Here is a 20,771-nt window from a genome sequence, read left to right as displayed (position 1 = left end):
GGCGGAAGCTTACTTCCCGTCCGTGACGTCGAAGTCCGCACCCAGGCCCGCGAGTTTGTCCAGGAAATGTTCGTAGCCGCGGTTGATCAGTTCGACGCCGGTGACCCGGGACGTACCCTCGGCTGCGAGGGCAGCAATAAGGTGGCTGAACCCTCCACGCAGGTCCGGAATGTCCACGTCCGCTCCCTTGAGCTGTACCGGCCCGGAGATCACGGCGGAATGCAGGAAGTTACGCTGGCCAAAGCGGCAGGGAATGCTGCCCAGGCACTCACGGTGCACCTGGATGTTAGCTCCCATCCGGATCAGGGCATCAGTAAAGCCGAAACGGTTCTCGTAGACCGTCTCGTGCACGATCGAAACGCCCTCGGCCTGGGTCAGGGCGACGACGAGGGGCTGCTGCCAGTCGGTCATGAAGCCCGGATGTACATCGGTTTCCAAGACCAGCGGATTCAGCTTGCCGCCGGGGTGGTAGAAGCGGATGCCGTCGTCGTCGACGTCGAATGCGCCGCCGATCTTGCGGTAGATATTCAGGAACGCCGTGAGGTCCTGCTGGTTGGCGCCCTCCACATAGATGTCGCCCTTGGTGACCAGGGCAGCGGAAGCCCACGAGGCGGCTTCATTGCGGTCCGGCAGCGCCCGGTGGTTATAGCCGGTGAGCTCAGGAACGCCTTCAATACGGATCACGCGGTCCGTCTGGACGGTGATGATCGCACCCATCTTCTGCAGGACAGCGATGAGGTCCAGGATTTCGGGTTCGACTGCAGCACCGCTCAGCTCTGTGATGCCTTCGGCACGGACGGCGGTGAGCAGGACCTGCTCGGTGGCACCGACGGAGGGGTACGGCAGCTCGAGCTTGGCACCCTTGAGACCCTTGGGCGCGGAGATGGAAATACCGCCGGGACGCTTCTCCACCAGGGCACCAAAGTTCCGCAGCATCTGCAGGTGGTAGTCAATCGGCCGGTCGCCGATCTTGCAGCCGCCCAGGTCCGGGATAAAAGCCTCGCCAATACTGTGCATCAGGGGTCCGCACAGCAGGATCGGGATGCGGGAGTCACCGGCGTGGGCATCAATGTCCCGTGACGCAGCCGTTTTCGCGTTCTGCGGATCCATGAGCAGATCACCGGTAACGGGATCTTTCGTGACCTCTACGCCGTGGAGCCTCAGGAGTGACGTGACAACGTCTACGTCCTTGATTTCCGGGACGTTGCGCAGCAGGGAAGGAGTGTTCCCCAGCAGTGCGGCAACCATGGCTTTGGGAACCAGGTTCTTCGCCCCGCGGACCGGTACTTTGCCTGTGAGGGGTACACCACCACGGATGGTTAGAACGCTGCCCATGAACACCTGTTTCTTTCGTTTTATATTGCCCCCGAGGCCATAAGAGACTGCATCCCAAGCATAGGAGCAAGCCTGCCTATCCCGAAATAACGGGGCCGCCGGCACGGCGCTTGAAAAGGCACAGCCCGGCCTCGGGAGCGGGAAAACTGATGGGCCTCCCCTGAACGGGAAGGCCCATCAATACTACTGCGGTAGCTGCCCCTGGCAGAAACCGGAGGGTGCCTAGGTCCGCGCCGGAAGCGTAGTGGGCTTGAAGGCAGGCCGGCGCGCTTCGAAAGCTGTGATTTCTTCCTCATGCCGCAGGGTCAGCCCAATGTCGTCCAGGCCTTCCAGCAGGCGCCAGCGGGTGTAGTCGTCAATCTGGAACGGGGCCGTCACCGTGCCGCAAATCACGGTACGGGCTTGCAGATCGACGGTGACTTCAGTGCCCGGGGATTCTTCGAGCACCTTCCAGATGAGCTCGATGTCGTCCTGGGCAACCTGGGCTGCCACCAGGCCCTGCTTGCCGGAGTTGCCGCGGAAGATGTCTGCGAACCGGGAGGAGAGCACAGCCCGGAAGCCGTAGTCCTTCAGTGCCCAGACAGCATGCTCACGGGAAGACCCGGTACCGAAGTCCGGTCCTGCGACCAGTACGGAACCGGCGTTGAACGGCTCCTGGTTCAGGATGAACTCGGGGTTCTTGCGCCAGCCGGCGAACAGGGCATCTTCGAAACCTGTGCGGGTGATGCGCTTGAGGTACACGGCGGGGATGATCTGGTCCGTGTCCACGTTGCTCTGCCGCAGTGGAACGCCGATTCCGGTATGGGTGGTGATCTTTTCCATGATTCTCTCCTAGGCGGCAGCGGTAGCGGTGGAACCGGCGGCTGCACCGGGCAGGGGGTCAAGGTCCGACGGCGAGCTCAGGGTGCCGCGCACAGCGGTGGCTGCTGCCACTACCGGGGACACCAGGTGCGTGCGTCCGCCCTTTCCCTGCCGGCCTTCAAAGTTGCGGTTGGAGGTCGAGGCGCAGCGCTCCCCCGGTTCCAGCTGGTCCGGGTTCATGCCCAGGCACATCGAGCAGCCGGCAAAGCGCCATTCCGCTCCGAACTCCTTGAAGACCCGGTCCAGGCCCTCGGCTTCGGCTTCCAGACGGACCCGGGCGGAGCCGGGAACCACCATCATCCGCACGTTCGGATCCTTCTGCCGCCCGCGGATGATGTCCGCCGCGATGCGCAGGTCCTCGATTCGGCTGTTGGTACAGGAGCCCAGGAACACGGTGTCCACCCGGATGTCCTTCATGGGCGTTCCGGCGGCCAGGTCCATGTACTCCAGTGCGCGCTCAGCGGCTGCCTTGGCGTTCTCGTCACCGAAGTCCTCCGGCGAGGGAACGGATTCAGAGAGGGAAACACCCTGGCCGGGGTTGGTGCCCCAGGTGACAAAGGGCTCAAGTTCGTTGGCGTCGAGGAATACCTCTTCGTCGAACACGGCGTCCTCGTCGGTCACCAGGGACTTCCAGTGCTCGACGGCGGCATCCCAGTCCGCGCCCTGCGGCGCGTGCGGCTTGTCCTTGAGGTAGGCGAACGTCGTCTCGTCAGGAGCGACCATGCCCGCGCGCGCACCGGCTTCAATGGACATGTTGCAGATGGTCATGCGTGCTTCCATGGACAGCGAGCGGATGGCCGATCCGCGGTACTCCAGGACGTACCCCTGGCCGCCGCCGGTACCGATCTTGGCGATGACTGCCAGAATGATGTCCTTGGACGTTACGCCCGGTTTCAGCGTGCCCTCAACGTTGATGGCCATGGTCTTGAACGGCTTCAGTGACAACGTCTGGGTCGCCATCACATGCTCCACCTCGGAGGTGCCAATGCCCATGGCCAGCGCTCCGAACGCACCGTGGGTGGAGGTGTGGGAATCGCCGCAGACAACGGTCAGTCCGGGCTGGGTCAGGCCCAGCTGCGGGCCCACCACGTGCACAATGCCCTGCTCGGCGTCGCCCAGCGGGTGCAGCCGCACCCCAAACTCGGCGCAGTTGGCTCGCAGCGTCTCAATCTGCGTGCGGCTGACTGGGTCCGCGATGGGCTTGTCGATCGCCAGGGTGGGGGTGTTGTGGTCTTCCGTGGCAATGGTCAGGTCCGGCCGGCGCAGCTTGCGTCCGGCCAGCCGCAGTCCCTCGAATGCCTGCGGAGAGGTGACCTCATGAACCAGGTGAAGGTCAATATAGAGCAGATCGGGCGCACCGTCGGTGCCCTTGGAAACTACGTGCTCGTCCCACACCTTCTCCGCGAGCGTCCTGCCCGCTGTGTGTTCTGCCATGCCATCTGCTCCTCGCCCGGCGCAGTCCCCGGCATGGTGCCGGCTCCTGCGGAATTCTGATGTTTTTAAGACAACCAGCATTGACCGCAGCCCCGCCAGTTTTTCAGCTTGCATCTCAGATATTGAGACGGCAATATCATTCTATGGACAATTCAAGCGGCGTGGGAGTCATCGACAAGGCGGCAATGGTGCTGGACGCACTGGAAGCCGGCCCCACTACCCTGGCCCAGCTGGTGGCTGCCACCGGGCTGGCCCGGCCCACCGTGCACCGGCTGGCCCTGGCCCTGATGCACCACAGGCTGGTGGGACGGGATATTCAGGGGCGGTTCGTCCTGGGCAGCAGGCTGGTGGAGCTGGCGTCTGCTGCCGGAGAGGACCGCCTCATCGCCTCCGCCGGCCCGGTGCTGCTGGCCCTGCGGGATGCTACCGGCGAAAGTTCGCAGGTTTTCCGGCGCCAGGGAGAGTGGCGGGTATGCGTTGCCTCCGCTGAGCGGCCGATAGGCCTGCGGGACACCATTCCGGTTGGAACCCAGCTGTCCATGAAGGCTGGTTCCGCAGCCCAGGTACTTCTGGCCTGGGAAGACCACGACCGGTTGCTCGAAGGCCTGCAGAATGCCCGGTTTACACCCACTGTGCTTGCCGGCGTTCGGCGGCGCGGCTGGGCCCAAAGCCTGGGCGAGCGGGAACCGGGCGTAGCGTCAGTCTCGGCACCGGTCCGCGGACCCTCGGGCCGTGTGATTGCAGCCGTGTCCATCTCCGGACCAATCGAACGACTGACCCGCCAGCCCGGACGCATCCACGCAGAAGTGGTTTCCAAAGCTGCCCAGCAGCTCACCGAAGCACTGCGAACCAATACCGACTGAGCCGCCGTCGGCCTATCGTGGGAAGCCCGGGCTCAAAGGAGCGGCCATGAAACGGTTGCGCGTCCTCTGGAACATCATCCGCGTCACTGGCGCTGACGTCATTTTCTACGGCTTCCTCGCCGTCTACGCTTGCGCAGCCCTGCTGCTGCCGCTGTTCGAACCCGCAATCCCCCGTGTTGGCGACGCGTTCTGGTACCTGTTCGTTTCGTTCACCACCATCGGCTTCGGGGATTTTGTGGCTGTGAGCGTTGTGGGACGGCTGATCACCGTGGTGGTCTCCCTCTACGGCATCCTGGTCGTGGCCCTGGCCACCGGCGTGATCGTCGGGTTCTACAACGCCCTGCTGCGTACTCGGGCGAAAGAGAGCCTTCGGGAGTTCGTCAGCGAGCTGGAGCGCCTGCCGGACCTGAGCCGTGAGCAGCTGGTAACGCTTGCCCGCAAGGTGCGGGAACGGCATCTGCTGGAGTAAGTCTCAGCCGGCGAAGTGATCCCAGCCGGCGGCGGAGGGCGGCTCTCCGCCTATTGTGACCATCCCCTGCTCTTCCAACCTTGGCAGCACCGTACCCACACGCCGGAATCCCCGGGGAAGCACCCGTTCCGGAGCGAATGCTGCCAGGAGCCCGTGGTCCTCTCCCCCGCCCAGTACCCATTGCAAAGGGTCAGTACCCAGTTTCGCCGCTGTGTCCGCGAGCGGAGCACCTTCCTGCTTCAGTACATCCGCATCCAGGTCAACGCGAACCCCGGAGGCGTCGCACAAGCGTCCGGCGTCGCGGACCAGCCCGTCGGAAATGTCCATCATGGCGTGGGCACCCGCTTTGGCTGCTGCCGGCCCGGCAGCCAACGGCGGGCAGGGACGGGACTGCGCTGCGGTGAGAGCCCGTTCCCAACCGCTCAGCTCTGCGTACACCAACGAACTTTCCAGCAGCGCCAACCCCGCTGCGGCTTCTCCCAGCACACCGCTCACAGCCAGGACATCCCCGGGCTGGGCACCCAAGCGGAGCACAGGATCCCGGCCCTCCAGGTCTCCGGTGACAGCAGCTGTAACCACAAGCTGGTTGCCCCGGCCAAGGTCGCCGCCTGCCACGGAACATTGCTCGGCGCCGAGCGCCCGCAGGGCAGCGGAAAGGCCGTCGGCCAGGTCCTCGACCCAGCTCACCGGTGTATCTGCTGGCAGGGTCAGGCTGACCACCAATGACGTGGGCACGGCGCCCATTGCGTTGATGTCGGAAAGATTCTGCGCGGCGCACTTCCAGCCGACGTCGTAGCCCGTGGTGCTGTAGCCGCCCGGCCACTGCAGCCGGAAGTCCTGGTCCTGAACCAGGGTGTCTATGGAAATCACAGTCCGTCCGTCAGGAGCTGCCAGCACCGCTGCGTCGTCCCCGGGGCCTAGCGGCATCCGGGCGCCGCCCAAGCGGGGAAAGATTCGTGAAAGCAATTCCCCTTCGCCGAGTTCCGCTACTTGTTGAGGGTGCTTTGCCACGAACCTGTTTCCTTTGCCCTGTTAGTGCCCGGAATTCAATTATGCTGCACGGCGGCTGCGGGCCGGAGTACCCTCGGCGCATGAACGTTTTACCAACCAGGTATGCAGTGCTGCTGCGGGGTGTCAACGTGGGCGGTGTAACTATGAAAATGGCAGACCTTCGGGCCACCTTGGAACAGACAGGACTGCGCGACGTAAGGACTTTGCTAGCGAGCGGGAATGCCGTCGTAACTGCAGCCAAGGAGCCGACAGAGGTCAAAGGCATGGTGGAAACGGTGCTGCGGCGTGAATTCGGCTATGACGCCTGGGTCATTGTGCTGACTGTGGACCGCCTCGCCGAGCTCTCGGCCGCGGTGCCCTATCCCGCAGACGATCCCGGCGTGCACGCTTACGTGACGTTCTGCACTGATTCGGACATCTTGGAAGAGCTGTTTGCCCTAGGGGCTGCCGCCGGGCAGGAGCAGGTCCGCCTAGGTCCCGAGGCAGTCGCATGGACCGCTCTCAAAGGTGCAACGCTGGAATCTGAACTATCCCGTGCCACCGCAAAGCCACGCTACAAATCCAGCACAACTACACGCAATTTAAGGACCCTGGACAAAATAGTTGCTGCGGGATAATGCCTGCGCAAAAAGAAAAGGTCCCGGACATTTCTGTCCGGGACCTTACCTAAGACGCAGAATCTATCAGTCAACAAATAACCAAGACAAGAATACTCACTGCATTCGCCTACCGAACGGCCACGCACCGACATCGCCGCGAAGGGGCGGGAAGGGAGATCCCGTCCATTTGACACTCTCCAGCCCGATTTCGAGACACCACGCCTAGAGACAGCGGGTCTTGGCACACACGATTTTGACGCAACGTCACACAATCACCCACAAACCACCAATGCGAGACTTCAAAAGCAGGGTTCAGACCTTATTCTACGCGGTCACCGCGATATTGGCCCTCGAACAACAGGAACTCAAATCGCGACTGGAACTGATGAATCACGAAGCTCATGCTCGGCATCACCGGAAAACAAAGAGCTACAATACTCTCAGCGCACTGCGAGTCTGCTTATAAAAGTCCGCTACATAATGAAACGGGGACGTACCCCATTTATGGCCCGAATCTCCAACGATATGCTCTTTCTCATAAGAAATGAATCTAATCCCATCAAATGTACCAGCTATATCGTAAAGCCGATCGAGAATTCTATTATTTAAGTCGACTAGTCGCGCCTCTTCCAAAGGATTGCCACGATCATCGCCTTCCGCCCAGTAAGCTCGACTCACGCAGATTTTCGTCGGATCCACGATTTCGAGCAGCGCCTCGAATCCTCTTTCGAATAAAGCGAAATAATCTTCCGACCCCGCAGTCACAACGCTATCCTGCTGAGGAGCAAAGCCACATCTCTGCACTTCTGGAGAGTAGGTAATATAAGTCCCATTTACCCGAACAAGGGGTAATCTCTCATCAATAAAGTCTAGCAGGAGTAGATCGAAGGCCTCTTCTTTTAACCGGTTGGTAAGCGACTTCTCGAGATCGTACTTCACCATCCGGCGCTGGAAAGAACTCGGATTTCGCATAATGTCGATACTCGGAATACTACCAGGTGGGCGAGAAAATGCGCTCCCCATTGCGGAGCGCGAAACGTAATCCGCCAGTTCCAGTCCATCAAAATCACCGAAGGCATCACGAGAAACGCAGCTTCCATAAACGAAGACCCGAGATTTACGGCTACTTTCGTGACCTACCGTAATATCATCGGTCCTCACGGTAAGACTACCCAACGGATGCCCGAACCCGTCATGAAAGTCCACTTTGACCGCATCGAATTCGACCCAATCGAAAACACGAACTATCTCCCCTGATCTGCCACTGACCGCTACTCGTGCTCCGCCCTTAAGAAGTGAAACCGTTAGGGTGACGCCACCAAAACCCTCGACCATATTTGTCAAAGAAATTTTCACGGTTTGTTTAGCCGCATCTGTTTCAGCCGTAACTGACGCTGGCAAGCATTTGCCCCAAGATTCGCGAAGGTCCAGGGGAAGCCGACTGAACTCGGAAGGAAGGGTGCCGGTGGCGATCAGCTCATTATAAATGACGCGAACACTGCGGTGAGGGTTGAGCATTTCTTTGAGAACAGTCAGAATAATTTCTTTGTTAGGCACGGCATGACCTTCACCAAAGGCAGACACTACTACTGCTTGATTCTGGGCATTGGAATATAGGCCGTTACCTCTATAGATCAGACCAGAGTTTTCAAGAAACGGGCCAAGATGCGATCTGACATGCCAGTCATTATAATTCTGAAGATAGAGCAGCCTATGGCCGCGAAACCTGTCATTCTTCGAAGAAATACCAATCTCTGTCAACTTCGCTTCATTGACGAATGCGTCAGAGTCGAACTCAAAACCCGGCACGGCTACCGCAAAATAACTGCGAACAGATTCCGGAGCATAATGGCTGATGGATGTCTGAGGGTTCCATACAAAGGTAGAGGCCGCCTTCCCAAGCCTGTCCCCATAATACATAGCAGCGAATCCTCCACCGGACCCCCCTGCAAGAAGAAGGTGAGTCCCGACATTCCTAGTGAACGTGCTCAGGAGTTGGTAAATGGAATCTTGGACATCACCTCCTTCATAGCCCGCGTACCAGGCGAGCCCGAGCTCATCAGAGAGATTGAGGGTTGGGTCCGAAACCGCCATGTAAGGGACACCCAGTTGGCTTCCAAGGTTGGCCCCGGAAAAATAGGGCGGAAATGTTCCCTCCCGGTGTGTTAAAGCCCCGGAAAAGAACACAGGCAATGTGTGTCCAGCTAACACATTCGCACCCATGTTGGTACTCAGATATATGTCCAGGACATTGGCGTCACTGAGAATTATCGAATGGATCCCAGCCGACCACTCTGTGCTTTCCGCAAAGCTCTGCAGCGAAGACCACTTATGCGTGAGTGAACCCCACCGATCGTAGTTCCGTGCCACCATTTGCCGGCGGACTCCGGAAGTCACCTTACTGGCCCTTCTGGATTGAAATCGTTAATGAGCCTGATCTCAGCACCAATCGTCCGGTCGAATCCGGACTGTCGTCGAACCCGCTCTGCCGCTTGTCTAGACATCCTCATAAACTTCTCAGGGTCGTCCCAGAGGCCCATAATTCCAATGGCCATAGCTTCAGCATCTTCTCCGGGTGCCAATATACCTGACGACTCATCCACGAACTCCGGGATTGCAGTGACAGCGTTGGTTACAGGCACCAGACCTGACGACATAGCTTCGTCTCGGGAGACTCCCTGTGAGTCCATGCGAGTAGGAGTCAGGAATATGCCGTGTTCCTTGTGTACCGACGCAATTGAATCTTGGCTGAGAAAGCCTCGCTCGATACTCACGTTACCTAGTTCCTTCAGAGGTGCAAGCACGGATTCGAACAGAGGTCCGTCACCAATAATCGTGAACTCGGCCATCTCAAACAATGGATGTTCGCGAAGTATTCTAATTGCCTCCACGGTAAGATCGTTCGCATATTTCCTCGAAGCGAACGGCCGAATGCTGAGAAGCCTAAACCGCAAGTCCTTATCTTTTGGATGATAGTCGAATATATCCGTATCAATAACATTATGGATGACCGAGTACGCTCTCTCAGGCAGAACTATACCTATGTCTTCCATGACCTCGGCGGCGAAGTACTCCGAGACAAAAACAAAGTGGAGGTGCGGATGCAAGGAGGAGAAAACGGTACGCCAAAATAGCATACGACGCGCACTTATGACCTGGGCCTCAGCCCGTTGCTCATCATTCTCGTAGTTGAAGTCTCTCCGATGCCAAGGCTGGATCTCCGCTCCGTGGACCCACACTATAACGGGTACTTGCGGAATCTTAGCCTGCAGCACTTTCCACATCGACTCATCCAGAAAATGCACAAGAATCGCAGCAAATTCGTTGCATGCTATCGCGGCAGCTAGGTCGCTATCGTCACCAACAATAACGTCTACGCCTTCGAACTCGTAACTCGTGCGAGTCCCTCGAGAATTGAGACAAAAGATAACGGGCTCAATGCCGGCGGCTTGGTAGCTGCGGACCCTGCTATGGACGAACCCGTTTCGGTAAAGGTCGTCATGGGACGGATAGACGTTTGTCAGAACAAGATGACGGCCCAAGACTTTAACGGGCGTTGCTCGTTGGGCGGGGTCCATTCGTTCAAAGGAGAAGCCATGGATCTCCATAGATCCACTTCCTTGAACCCTGAGGCCTAGGTGCACCTTACGAGCAGTAGGAGGAACCTCTATTTCGTTGTTGATATTGACCGGAAGAATTTTACTACCAATGCGAGTACCGTTCTCGTCCAAAAACAAAACGACAACGGAACTCATTGCACCTACGCCAACAAGGGCGTTAATAGTCAGACGTGCATCAGCTGCGCTAAATCGTTCGATCTCAAGCGGCCGTTTTGCGTATAGGTATGCATGCTTGTCGGAGTCCATCGAAGACTGGATCATAACCCCGTTTGCGGAGTGCTTCAACGAAACAGACTCCGTAACTTCACGACATGGGAATTCAGCAAGGAGTTCTTCAGCGACGATACCAACCGAAACATCCAGAACACGCCCATGAACGGGAACATTCTCTGCGGCCTGCAGCAGTGAATCGATGCTGATTCCGACACTAATGTTTTTGTCCCATGACGAGGTATCAAAGAGTTGCTGCCCTGGCTCGGCATAGTCGAAGGACGGCACCGCCAAGATCGATCCCGCCACGATCCGCTGGCGGCTCAACTCCTCGATATCGACTATTACGTGTCCGAATTCGTCGGTGCGTAGTACGCTCGAAATAAGGTGTGAAGACGAAATGTCTGTGAATGCCTTTTTGAGACCTAATGGGTCAGCTCGATCACTACCATCCCGCGATACACAAGAAACACCAAGCTGCATTAGGTATAGAGCGTCCGCAAGATAATTCGGTCCGTAGCTCCCATCAGGCGTCCAGAATGCGGTAAAGTCTGTTTTGCTTATCTCATCGATGGAAAGCTCCGCCGCCCCCACGCTTATATAACGGATATGCTTGGATTTGCGGCACGACCTGAGATCGGTATCGGCGGGAGTCAATACCACCAATTCTTTTCTTTCCCAGACTTGATCGTCAAACTGACTAATGAGGCGTTTCACTTCGGTTACGCTGCTGGCCAAACCGATTACGGTGACGTCCCCCAGATCCCTTTGTGGGCCATCTGGCCAGACCTTGCGCGCCATGTATTCTAGACGCGAAGTGGTCGTGTGCTCGGTCAATACTTTACGAAGGGCGAGATGACGCACGTATGCCGCAAAGGGGTTTTCACGAACGCTTCCGGTCTCTCCGACTAGACGCTGAACACCTTTTTCAATAGTCCCTGAATTATCAGAGGAGATAACGAGGTCGCCGAACATCAGTCGCAGTCCTCGCGAATAGTTGCTAACAACGTGAGTATTACAAAGCATAAGATCGAACACACGACGAGCGAACATGGTCTGTGACTCTTTGACAGAGTTTAAGTTGATACCGAAATCGTAGCCCTTATAAGACCTGTCAATATCTGCGTATGGCAAACCGCCCTTGATCATTGCACGGTACTTTTCTGGATAGCTAAACGCAGGGTCATCGCTTCCGAAGTTCCGGTCAAATATTGCAACGTCGCCCAGAGAGGCGACTCCGCTCATGATCGAGTCGAAATCTCGCTGACGTTCAGGATAACGAGCATAGTATGCTCCCGCGAAGCTGGCTGCCGGAAGTCTCTTCTCTACCTGAACCGGAGAGTGAAGCAAAGGTTCGCAGAAAAAGGGCATGAGGTAGACATGCTCATGATTGAGCATGGATTTGTATCTTTCTACTGAGTCCAGGTCAGTGGTGAAAACGTAATCAAAGAGCGAAGCGGTTGATATGAACGAACCGTAATGAACGGGGTCTTCCTTGTTCCAGAAAACTGTTGGCAACCCAGCATTCTTGAACCATTCGATCAGAGAGAGAAGATCTGGTGACACGCGGTGAACCTTGTCGGTCCATTGCCCCAGGTTGCCCTTCCACGCAGATTCGACCAAGAGAACGTCAGGTTTGAACCGCTCAAGCTCGCTTTCCCAGTCAGCGAGGGAGAACCGCAACAGTTCACAGGCTTTACCAAAAGCGGTCCCGCTGAACTCGTCCATGATTCCTGCCACCCGCAGGCTGCTTACATTCTTGTTAGGAGACTTGCCGAACTTTGACAACGAAAGAATGGGCTTGTGATCCGCGTTTCCAGCCGACTTGCGCAAGGCGGCTAGGGTCCCCATGAATGCCCTGGATTCTTCACGCAACATCTGGTTTTCTACTCGAAGTAGCGCCAGGTCAGCATCGTGCACTGCTTCTTGTGACCCGATAATTTGAGCCGCTGTGTCGAGCTTCCCCTGAAGATCATGCAACTCAGCAAGGAGAACTGCGTTCCGTTCCGAGGCCGCCAGCTCCGCTCCAACCTGCTCAATAGTCATGTCTTTACTTTTGTTATCCAAGTCATTCTCCCCCGAGCGCTAGCCGTTTCTTTATATTCCGTAAGACATTACGAGGGACAAGCAACCATCTATAGAGCGGCGCTTGCGCCTTCTTGTTGGCATCAGCACGCAACTTCACATTCTCTGCCCGCTGATGCTCAAGAGCCCTCGACATGTCCAACAGTTGCTTATTGAGGCGTCTGTTTTGACGCCCAAATTCGCCCCTCGACACCGTCAACGTCCGCATCTGCTCGGTGAACTGCTTTTCATTCTGGGCCGCGGCTTCGACAGCTGATTTCATGAGACGGTTTTCCGATTGAAGGTTTTTTACGATTTCAGCAGCATTCTGTATTGGCTGTCCGATTTCATTTAGAAAACTTTTCATCAAGTTATCTAGGTCGCCGCTTGTAGCGGACATCTCCAGATTCCGCCAATCCGTCATTCTTTGACTTCTTGTCGAAAGATCTTGTTCAAATCGCTGTGCACGGCATGCAACCTCATTGAATCTTTCAGTGAGTTTCTTGAACGCAGTGCGCTCAGACCCAAGAGTTGCCTCCAAGTTATGCAGACGCCGTTCCAGTGCTGCTGCGTTTCCCTCCGAGGCACGAGCATTCGTGGTCTCTGAGCCTGCAGGCGTCTCTCCTTCGTCAATCTGCTTCATGATTCGCGCATAAGTCTCAGTTGAGAGCCTTTCTGCGTAACGACCGACCTGGCGAAGCGTTGCCTCCTGCGAACGCTGTAACACTTGTTGATTAGCCGCTGAAAGTCCAAGAAAGCGAATGGCCCGCCGCACCTGTTCGGTTGTTCGCATGGGTAGAAAAACGTAGGTGGGGGTGGCATTGTACTGTCCGACAATTGAGTACCCGAGAGGCGCTAGAAAATCATCAATCTCATTGAGTGCTTGGTCCGTCATGGCTTCGATAACTATGGCCGGCATATCATTTTCGATAATTTCACGTGCGCCCAGCAAGACCTGATAATCCATGCCCTCTGCGTCGATCTTTATCAAATCTACGGTTTCTGAAATTAGAGTGTCCAGTTGTGTAACCTGGATATCGCCGTTCTCGCCTACTCGGAGTGTCGTTCCTCCATAATTTGCCGCATCGAACATCTCTATTTCCGCTCGACCTTCAGAGGCACCCAGGGCTAACTGGTGAACAGCAACACTATTTAACAAGCCGTTATTGGCGACATTGCGCCTAAGAATATCCGCTATAATTGGAATGGGCTCGACGGCAATTACTTTGCAGCGAAGCACACCAGCGAAGTAGACTGTGTGGTTTCCAATGTTCGCTCCTACATCGACTACGACATCCTCAGCACCAACCAATCTCCGCAGCGCCTTGAGCAACTCGCTCTCGTAGAAGCTACCAGTCGATAAAAGGTGCTTACCGATATGGTCCCCTGCCGAGGGTACGCTCAGACAATATGAAATCGATTCTTCCGTCACGATTGCCACTGGTAAATAGTCAGGCACGGCTGACGTTATTGGCGCGTCCAATTTGGCCCCCAAGTACGCTTAGAGAAAGTCAAGCTCGGCGCCATGACACAACTGTGCGTCATAGGGCTTCGCCGGACTGTGATTCGTTTTTCTCAAATTCTACTGGACGTACAGCGTCCCAGACCGCCAATATACGGGAAGCTAGTTGGTAGCCAATACTTGGAGTCCGCATGCTCTCGTCTAAGCGTTGCTCCAATCCCGACGGAATCAGGTCTCGTGTACTCTGATCCATTCGCCTAAGCTGCCCAAGCGCCGTTTTGGCCTCTCTCGCTACGTATTCCGTCAGCGCTGGCCAGGCCATACGCTGCTTGCGGCCGGCACGTCTGCTTTGAATCTTTGAAGCAGCCGCCTGCTGGGCCGCCTCCCACTCTCCGGTTGATTCATCCGTTACCGCTCTGCGATACTCCGTTCGGTGCGCATGGAAGGGATCGTCAACACCGTCGAAACGAAAAGATAAAAGTTTCGGGTCGAGACCCTTAAGAACGTCATAAATCACCCGATTGCTCGCACGTTCTGTGTAGTCCAAAGACCGAGAAGCCGCTAATAGATCAGCGGATAGTAACGGATACCACGTCAGCCTGTCGTGATAGAAGGTAAATCCACGAAGCCCACAATGGGACCGATTCCGGTTGAACATATAGTGGTCTTCTATTTTTTCATGTATAGACTTCGAAGGATATGACTCAAGCTCGTCTGTAAGTGCAGTCACCAATCTATTTAACTGTTCGACGGTGTATCTTCCACTGACCGCTATGGACGATATGAAAGTCTTGACGAATTCCTCAGAGCTTTGTCCCTTCTCAAGGTACCTGTCCACTACAGTGGTCCAGAACGAGCGATAAATTTCCCCATTCGCCCCGCCAACCTGAATGCTGCTCCGATTCTTCCCCTGGTTGCTCCAGGCCCCTGCCGCCATGCGATGGTACTCGCCAAAAAAATAACTTCGCCAGAATCGTAGATTATCCTCCAGGGTTAGTGGATACTGTTCCACTGTATCGCCATCAAAGTATGACGCCCCATAAGCGCTCACTATCCCGGCTGCAATTTCAACGTCTTCGGAATTGGGAACACGAGCAGTGTTCACGCGGGCTTTTTGGTCCCATCCAGGAACGCGGGTTATAGCGCCAAAGGCAAGTCGGCTATCCTTGCCACCCGATAAGTCAACAACGGCTGTCTGAAACAATGTAGTCTCTGCAATGCCCTTGGCATTGTAAACTATTTTCCTAACGCCTGCCTCTATAAGATCCTTATAGGACTTTCCCATTGGGTTCATAGCCCATGAAAAAAGCGGTTTCTCGGGGTAAGAGATTGTGGCATCTCTTATTTCCACGTCGACGGATACGGGCACCAGTCGGACACCGTCTATCAGCGTACAACTAAGTGCAGATTGTTGCGTAAAGAAGCCATGCTCGCTGAAGAAACTTCCCACCACAGCGGCGGCGTTTGGCCGGATATCTATGGAGAATGCCGCCATCACGATTTTGTGTAGATGCAGCCTGTTGCTCGCGATAGCTAGGCCCGGGTGTTGTGAGGCGAAGCTGTGTCCATAACCGAACAGATCAGTTTTGACTAGGGACAGGCCCGGCCTGACATCGAATGTCGTATAGGAACCAGTTTCGGGATCAAGTTCCTCCAGCGACTCTCTTGAGATTCCGTCCCAAGGAACTACGATTCGGCCCTCTTGCATGCCGATTCCAGACATACCAAAGATTCCGATGTTGTCACGGTTCACACCCTGACCGGACGCCGCCACAAAGACCGTACGGCCGGTGGTCTTGTCACCTACAACCTGACAATGAAATCCGTATCTCTCTAGACTGCTAAGCGACCGGTGGGGATCTGGCTCTTCATTGCCTAAGGATATGACCGCAAAATCAACATACGGAGCGGGCAATTTGAAAAAATCGGTCAAGAGACAACTCCTGGTTCAAAGCATGTAATACATTCACCGTACAGAGTGTCATGATACAGAGTACCGAGTCGTAAACATATTCGTTGTATTTAAGACATGCAAAAGGGTCCTAAACGTTTCCGTCTAGGACCCTTCCCTGTGACCCCAGCGGGATTCGAACCCGCGTTATCGCCGTGAGAGGGCGACGTACTAGGCCGCTATACGATGGGGCCGTGTACAGTACTCGGATATGTATTGCCTCCGGTACTTCCTTGTCGATTCAATGAATCAACTCGAAAAGTATTTCATACTCTTCTGCTTCATATCAACTTCGCATTCCGCGTAGGCTGATTAGCGCTGGGATACCAGGACTCGAACCTAGAATGACGGTACCAGAAACCGTTGTGTTGCCAATTACACCATATCCCAATGTGCTCATCCGGGCCGTTCCAGAAGGTTCAACTTCCGGCTTCAACCCCTCAGCACGAGTTATTACTATACACGGGTTCCGGCCAGCGTGCAAAACGGCCGCGGTCCCTTCTCCGCCTAGCCAGGCGCAGGCGAGGACTGACCCACCATTGCCGGCACAGCAGCAAGGCTCCCGGATACCGGTAGGTCCGGGTGGGCGGCGCGAAGCTCTCTGCTCCCGCTGCGCTCTACCCACAATGCCTGCAGTCCGGCAGCTAATGCCCCACGTCCATCCACTACGGGGTTATCCCCGACATAGAGCGTCCTGACCGGATCGGTACCGAGCAGGCGCACGCCCTCCAGGAAGATCGCAGGATCCGGCTTGGCAGCACCCACAGCGTCAATACCCACCAGGATCTGGATGCGTTCCAGCCCGGCAGCGTCGAGCTTGGCGCGCTGGTAGTCATGGACGTTGTTGCTGACAGCGCCGTAGGGAATCTCCAGGGCGTCCAGCTGGTCCAGGACGGGCACAACGTCGTCGAACGGTTTGAAGTGCCCCGGGAGCACCTCGTCGTAGGCTGCGTTCCAGGCTTCCTCGGCATCGCCGTCGAACGCCGGCAGACCGTGGGCCTGCTGGGCGTGGGCTACCCGGAGCAGCCGCTGGCGGGTGAAGCTGAGTTCACCGGCAAGATAGCGGTCGTAGTAGCCCTGCGGGTCCGCTGTGTAGAGGCGCTGGTAGGCAGCCCAGTCCTCTTCGGTGAAGTGCGCCAGATCCCGTGCGCTGATTTCGCGCAGCGTGTTGCCCATGGCGGTGCGGAGGTCCACGAGGGTCTCGTCGATATCAAAGAGCACCCCCGTGGGCCTGCCGCTCCGCAGTTCACTCATGGATTGCTTACGCCTCCGCGGCGCGGAAGGAGCGGATACGTGCCAGGGAGGACTCGCGGCCCAGGATCACCATGGATTCGAAGAGCGGCGGCGAGATCCGGCGCCCGGAGACAGCGGTACGGACCGGGCCGAAGGCATGGCGCGGCTTGATGCCCATGTCCTCGACCAGGGCCTGGCGCAGGGCGGCCTGGATGTTCTCAGCTGTCCACTCCTGAACCGGCTCGAGGGCGGTCAAAGTGGCGTCCAGCACCTCGGTGAGGTTGGCGGGCAGACCCTTGCGGGCGTCGTCGGCAACGTCAATGGCGTCGTCGGCCTTGAACAGGAAGCCGAGCATGTCCGGAGCTTCGCCCAGCAGGGTGATGCGCTCCTGGACCAGGGGCGCTGCCTCGGTGAGGATCTCTTCTTCGCGTTCAGTCAGCTGCTCCCCTACCAGGCCGGCATGCTGCAGGTACGGGACCAGACGGTTACGGAAATCGGCAGGCTCCAGCATCCGCACGTGCGTGCCGTTGATGGCCTCAGCCTTCTTGATATCGAATCGTGCCGGGTTGGAGAGCACATCGTGGATGTCGAAGTTCTCCACGAGCTGGTCCACAGTGAAAATGTCCTCGTCGGCGGAGAGCGACCAGCCGAGCAGGGACAGGTAGTTCAGCAGGCCCTCGGGAATGAACCCGCGTTCGCGGTGCAGGAACAGGCTCGATTCCGGATCACGCTTGGAGAGCTTCTTGTTCCCCGCTCCCATAACGTACGGCAGGTGGCCAAAGAGCGGCATGTACTGAGCCACTCCGACGTCGATCAGTGCGCGGTAGAGGGCGATCTGGCGCGGTGTGGAGGAGAGCAGGTCTTCGCCGCGGAGCACGTGGGTGATGCCCATGAGGGCGTCGTCAACCGGGTTTACCAGGGTGTAAAGCGGGGCGCCGTTTGCGCGCACCACGACGAAGTCCGGAACAGTGCCGGCCTTGAACGTGATTTCGCCGCGGACCAGGTCATTGAACGTGATGTCTTCATCCGGCATGCGCACGCGCAGCACCGGCTCGCGGCCCTCAGCCTTGAACGCTGCGATCTGCTCTTCGGTGAGGTTCCGGTCGTAATTGTCGTAGCCTAGCTTGATGTCACGGCCGGCAGCACGGTGACGGGCTTCGATTTCCTCCGGCGTGGAGTAGGACTCGTACAGGTGCCCGGCGTCCTTGAGCTTGGCAATGACGTCCTGGTAGATCTCGCCGCGCTGGGACTGGCGGTACGGCTCGTGCGGGCCACCCACGTTGACACCTTCATCCCAGGTGATTCCAAGCCAGTCGAGCGCGTCAAGAAGCTGCAGGAAGCTCTCCTCGCTGTCCCGGGCCGAGTCGGTGTCTTCGATGCGGAAGATCATCTTGCCGCCGGTGTGCTTGGCGTAGGCCCAGTTGAAAAGGGCTGTACGGATCAGGCCGACATGGGGCGTGCCGGTGGGAGACGGGCAGAAACGGACCCGCACCGGAGTGTTGTCGTCGACGGTGGGCAGATCAGCGAAGGAAGTGGGCTCAGTAGTCATGATTAACCCAGTTTAGTCGCTGCTGCCAATCCCCTTACGCTGGCAGGCCCTGCAGCAGCGTAAACAGTCCTCCACCCACCGCGGCGCCCGCCGCGGCTGACCCCAATACCAGCTGCCAGCGGGTGCGAGGCTGCGGAACCAGCAAAAGACACAGCAGGAGCGCGGCAGCCACTGGCAGGGCGAACCCACCAGTCAGGGCAGACAGCAAAAACGGAATAACGACGACGGCGGCTCCCGTACTTACGGACGGCCAGTCCAGCTTCACCGCCCGGGCCAGAACCAGGACGACCGCATACGAAGCGAGCATCGCGAAGACCGCCGCCGCCAGGACCCGCGGACCGTCCAGCCAGAGAATCAGCCGCAGCAGGATGAAGCACAGAGCTCCTGCGCCCAGGATTACGGGCGTCACAGGCGCCCGTGCAATGGAGGAACGCAGGTCTCCCCTGCTGTCGAGGGTACGGACGAGCACCCAGGGGAAGACGAGCAGCAGCACTACAGTCCCGGCGCCCCAGGCCCAGGCCGCCGGCGTCGTAATTCCGCTGCTGAAGGCGGCCAGGACAAAGGCGCCGCCCCACAGCACACCCGGCAGGAAATCCGCGACGCGCAGTTTTTGCGTTCCCCCCGTCAACGCCTTCTGCTTCCTAGCCGCGGGCGATGTTAGCCAGCGTACCGATGCCCTCAACCTGGACTTCGATCCGCTGCCCGTCGGTGATCTGTCCGACGCCGGCCGGGGTCCCGGTGAGGATGATGTCACCGGGAAGGAGGGTAAACGCCTGCGAAACGTAGGAGACAAGTTCCTTCACTCCCCAGATCATCTCTGAGGTGTTGCCGTCCTGGACCAGGTCGCCGTCCAGATACGCACGGATCGCGAGGCTGTCCGTGTCCAGATCGGTTTCGATCCAGGGGCCGACGGGGCAGGACGTGTCGAAACCCTTGGCGCGGGCCCACTGGTTGTCCGTGCGCTGCGCGTCCCGTGCCGTGAGGTCGTTGGCGCAGGTATACCCGAAGACAACTTCGTCCACGCGCTCCAGCGGAACGTCCTTGCAGATCCGTCCAATAACCACGGCGAGCTCGGCTTCGTAGGAGACTTCCTCGGAGAAGGACGGCAGCACAATTGGGTCATTCGGACCGATCACAGACGTATTCGGTTTGAAGAACATCAGCGGGGCAGGAGGGACTTCCCCTCCCATTTCAGCGGCATGGTCGGCGTAGTTCTTGCCGATGCCGACGACCTTGCTGCGAGGGATGATCGGAGCCAGGAGGCGCATGTCCTCCAGCTTGTGCCGCTCCCCCGTGAGCTGGACGCCGGAAAAGAACGGGTCGCCCTTGATCACGACGATTTCTTCATGGCCTTCTTCACCGTCGACGACGCCGAAGGCAGGGTCACTGTCCTGGATAAACCTAGCAATACGCATGGACTCAAGCCTAGTCGAGATTCGGGCGTTCCATGCAGCCGGCAGCACCGGCGCTCAGAGGCCTGCCAAGATCCCCAGTCCCACGGGTAGGACCAGAACCAGCGCCGCAAAGATGATGACCGTTGCGCGGCCGCGGGTGTTTCCGACGTTTATGGTCATGCCGGTTCCCGTGCCTTTCCTTTTGGGCACCAGCACGTGGGGTTCATCGGGATCGTTGCGGAGTATACCCGCCACCCATTTGGCGTCTTCTGCCAGTTCTGCTTTCGACGGGTAAACCCCCTGCCGAGCAGCCTCCCGGCGCGCCCGGCGGCTGGCCGCAGAACAGCGGTGCTTCCCGAAGCGACTATCAACGGTAGGAAAACCGTGCCTACGGACATCTCTTCCCCTGTATCCGGTTCCCAGGCCCTGGGAACGGTGGGGTAGCCAGGCCGGGGTGTCGATGCGCCGGGTCGGGGATGAGGTGCCGGTCCCAAGAGGCCGGCTTGGGGGCTGGTAAGGCTACGTTCTGGCCGTGGTTCCCACGCCCTGGTGCGGCTGTTACCCGGTGTGGTCCCACGAGTGAACAGCTGTCACAGAAGGTGGGAATGCCGGCCACGGTGTCCTGGCCCGAGGCGAGGAACCAGGGGTTAAACAGAGCAGGGCCCGCACACGTGGTGCGGGCCCTGCAGCCCCCCGGTGTTCCCGGGGAAGCGGGC

Annotated in this window: 16 protein-coding genes and 2 tRNA genes; 3 read left to right on the top strand and 15 right to left on the bottom strand. The window is 57.8% G+C overall.

The features are described 5' to 3' along the window. Positions 1-9: 9 nt before the first annotated feature. The 3 genes from murA to leuC all read right to left on the bottom strand — a co-directional run bounded on the left by murA (position 10) and on the right by leuC (position 3,630). The gene (murA, locus tag AO716_RS10260) at positions 10-1,335 is read right to left on the bottom strand and encodes a UDP-N-acetylglucosamine 1-carboxyvinyltransferase (protein WP_055242116.1); all 1,326 of its coding nucleotides are present in this window, start codon (positions 1,333-1,335) and stop codon (positions 10-12) included. A gap of 222 nt (positions 1,336-1,557) precedes the next feature. After that, entirely contained in the window at positions 1,558-2,157 is a 600-nt protein-coding gene (leuD, locus tag AO716_RS10255) for a 3-isopropylmalate dehydratase small subunit (RefSeq protein WP_055240774.1), read from the bottom strand. Between the two features lie 9 nt (positions 2,158-2,166). Beyond that, a complete protein-coding gene (gene leuC / locus AO716_RS10250) occupies positions 2,167-3,630 on the bottom strand; it encodes a 3-isopropylmalate dehydratase large subunit (protein ID WP_055240773.1) in 1,464 nt (487 codons plus the stop codon). Positions 3,631-3,773: 143 nt separating this feature from the next. On the opposite strand from leuC, the gene AO716_RS10245 reads away from it, so the two are divergent. Both AO716_RS10245 and AO716_RS10240 read left to right on the top strand, forming a co-directional pair. After that, a complete protein-coding gene (locus tag AO716_RS10245; protein ID WP_055240772.1) occupies positions 3,774-4,493 on the top strand; it encodes an IclR family transcriptional regulator in 720 nt (239 codons plus the stop codon). Between the two features lie 46 nt (positions 4,494-4,539). Further along, positions 4,540-4,962, top strand: coding sequence for a potassium channel family protein (locus tag AO716_RS10240; RefSeq protein ID WP_055240771.1), 423 nt, complete (start codon positions 4,540-4,542; stop codon positions 4,960-4,962). A 3-nt stretch (positions 4,963-4,965) separates the two neighbouring features. Here the strand turns inward: AO716_RS10240 and AO716_RS10235 are convergent, their stop codons facing one another. After that, complete coding sequence (locus AO716_RS10235) at positions 4,966-5,973, bottom strand: thiamine-phosphate kinase (RefSeq protein WP_055240770.1); 1,008 nt, start codon at positions 5,971-5,973, stop codon at positions 4,966-4,968. An 80-nt stretch (positions 5,974-6,053) separates the two neighbouring features. Here AO716_RS10235 and AO716_RS10230 point away from each other — a divergent pair, with 80 nt between their 5' ends. Continuing rightward, positions 6,054-6,590: a DUF1697 domain-containing protein gene (locus AO716_RS10230; RefSeq protein WP_055242114.1), complete on the top strand. Its 537-nt coding sequence runs from the start codon at positions 6,054-6,056 to the stop codon at positions 6,588-6,590. Between the two features lie 411 nt (positions 6,591-7,001). Here the strand turns inward: AO716_RS10230 and AO716_RS17285 are convergent, their stop codons facing one another. The 11 genes from AO716_RS17285 to AO716_RS10185 form a co-directional block, all read right to left on the bottom strand. Next, the gene (locus AO716_RS17285) at positions 7,002-8,795 is read right to left on the bottom strand and encodes a DUF6270 domain-containing protein (RefSeq protein WP_152969939.1); all 1,794 of its coding nucleotides are present in this window, start codon (positions 8,793-8,795) and stop codon (positions 7,002-7,004) included. A gap of 170 nt (positions 8,796-8,965) precedes the next feature. After that, positions 8,966-12,448: a glycosyltransferase gene (locus tag AO716_RS10225; protein ID WP_152969938.1), complete on the bottom strand. Its 3,483-nt coding sequence runs from the start codon at positions 12,446-12,448 to the stop codon at positions 8,966-8,968. Between the two features lie 22 nt (positions 12,449-12,470). Continuing rightward, positions 12,471-13,907, bottom strand: coding sequence for an FkbM family methyltransferase (locus tag AO716_RS10220; RefSeq protein WP_160317926.1), 1,437 nt, complete (start codon positions 13,905-13,907; stop codon positions 12,471-12,473). A 100-nt stretch (positions 13,908-14,007) separates the two neighbouring features. Continuing rightward, a complete protein-coding gene (locus AO716_RS17280) occupies positions 14,008-15,861 on the bottom strand; it encodes a hypothetical protein (RefSeq protein WP_152969937.1) in 1,854 nt (617 codons plus the stop codon). Between the two features lie 139 nt (positions 15,862-16,000). Next, a tRNA-Glu gene (locus AO716_RS10215) sits at positions 16,001-16,073 on the bottom strand. A gap of 124 nt (positions 16,074-16,197) precedes the next feature. Further along, positions 16,198-16,269: transfer RNA gene (locus AO716_RS10210), tRNA-Gln, on the bottom strand. A 117-nt stretch (positions 16,270-16,386) separates the two neighbouring features. Then, entirely contained in the window at positions 16,387-17,133 is a 747-nt protein-coding gene (locus tag AO716_RS10205; protein ID WP_055240767.1) for an HAD family hydrolase, read from the bottom strand. A 7-nt stretch (positions 17,134-17,140) separates the two neighbouring features. After that, positions 17,141-18,661: a glutamate--tRNA ligase gene (gene gltX, locus AO716_RS10200; RefSeq protein ID WP_055240766.1), complete on the bottom strand. Its 1,521-nt coding sequence runs from the start codon at positions 18,659-18,661 to the stop codon at positions 17,141-17,143. Between the two features lie 34 nt (positions 18,662-18,695). Further along, positions 18,696-19,289, bottom strand: coding sequence for a hypothetical protein (locus AO716_RS10195; protein WP_055240765.1), 594 nt, complete (start codon positions 19,287-19,289; stop codon positions 18,696-18,698). Between the two features lie 13 nt (positions 19,290-19,302). Further along, positions 19,303-20,076, bottom strand: a complete 774-nt coding sequence (locus tag AO716_RS10190; RefSeq protein ID WP_055240764.1) for a fumarylacetoacetate hydrolase family protein — start codon at positions 20,074-20,076, stop codon at positions 19,303-19,305. Between the two features lie 54 nt (positions 20,077-20,130). Then, on the bottom strand, positions 20,131-20,310 hold the full coding sequence (locus AO716_RS10185) for a hypothetical protein (protein ID WP_055240763.1): 180 nt from the start codon (positions 20,308-20,310) through the stop codon (positions 20,131-20,133). Positions 20,311-20,771 lie beyond the last annotated feature (461 nt).

Source organism: Arthrobacter sp. Edens01 (assembly GCF_001307035.1).
In the GTDB taxonomy this organism is placed as follows: Bacteria; Actinomycetota; Actinomycetes; order Actinomycetales; family Micrococcaceae; genus Arthrobacter_B.
The sequence above is the reverse complement of the archived record's forward strand: the minus strand, read 5'-3'. Positions and strand labels throughout refer to the sequence as shown.

Excerpts from the sequence above, each read along its gene's own strand:
- leuC (WP_055240773.1), bottom strand. The coding sequence starts at position 3,630 with ATGGCAGAACACACAGCGGGCAGGACGCTCGCGGAGAAGGTGTGGGAC.
- AO716_RS17285 (WP_152969939.1), bottom strand. The coding sequence starts at position 8,795 with ATGGGTGCGAATGTGTTAGCTGGACACACATTGCCTGTGTTCTTTTCC.
- gltX (WP_055240766.1), bottom strand. The coding sequence starts at position 18,661 with ATGACTACTGAGCCCACTTCCTTCGCTGATCTGCCCACCGTCGACGAC.
- AO716_RS10190 (WP_055240764.1), bottom strand. The coding sequence starts at position 20,076 with ATGCGTATTGCTAGGTTTATCCAGGACAGTGACCCTGCCTTCGGCGTC.
- AO716_RS10240 (WP_055240771.1), top strand. The coding sequence starts at position 4,540 with ATGAAACGGTTGCGCGTCCTCTGGAACATCATCCGCGTCACTGGCGCT.
- leuD (WP_055240774.1), bottom strand. The coding sequence starts at position 2,157 with ATGGAAAAGATCACCACCCATACCGGAATCGGCGTTCCACTGCGGCAG.
- AO716_RS10230 (WP_055242114.1), top strand. The coding sequence starts at position 6,054 with ATGAACGTTTTACCAACCAGGTATGCAGTGCTGCTGCGGGGTGTCAAC.
- AO716_RS10225 (WP_152969938.1), bottom strand. The coding sequence starts at position 12,448 with ATGACTATTGAGCAGGTTGGAGCGGAGCTGGCGGCCTCGGAACGGAAC.
- murA (WP_055242116.1), bottom strand. The coding sequence starts at position 1,335 with ATGGGCAGCGTTCTAACCATCCGTGGTGGTGTACCCCTCACAGGCAAA.
- AO716_RS10245 (WP_055240772.1), top strand. The coding sequence starts at position 3,774 with ATGGACAATTCAAGCGGCGTGGGAGTCATCGACAAGGCGGCAATGGTG.
- AO716_RS10205 (WP_055240767.1), bottom strand. The coding sequence starts at position 17,133 with ATGAGTGAACTGCGGAGCGGCAGGCCCACGGGGGTGCTCTTTGATATC.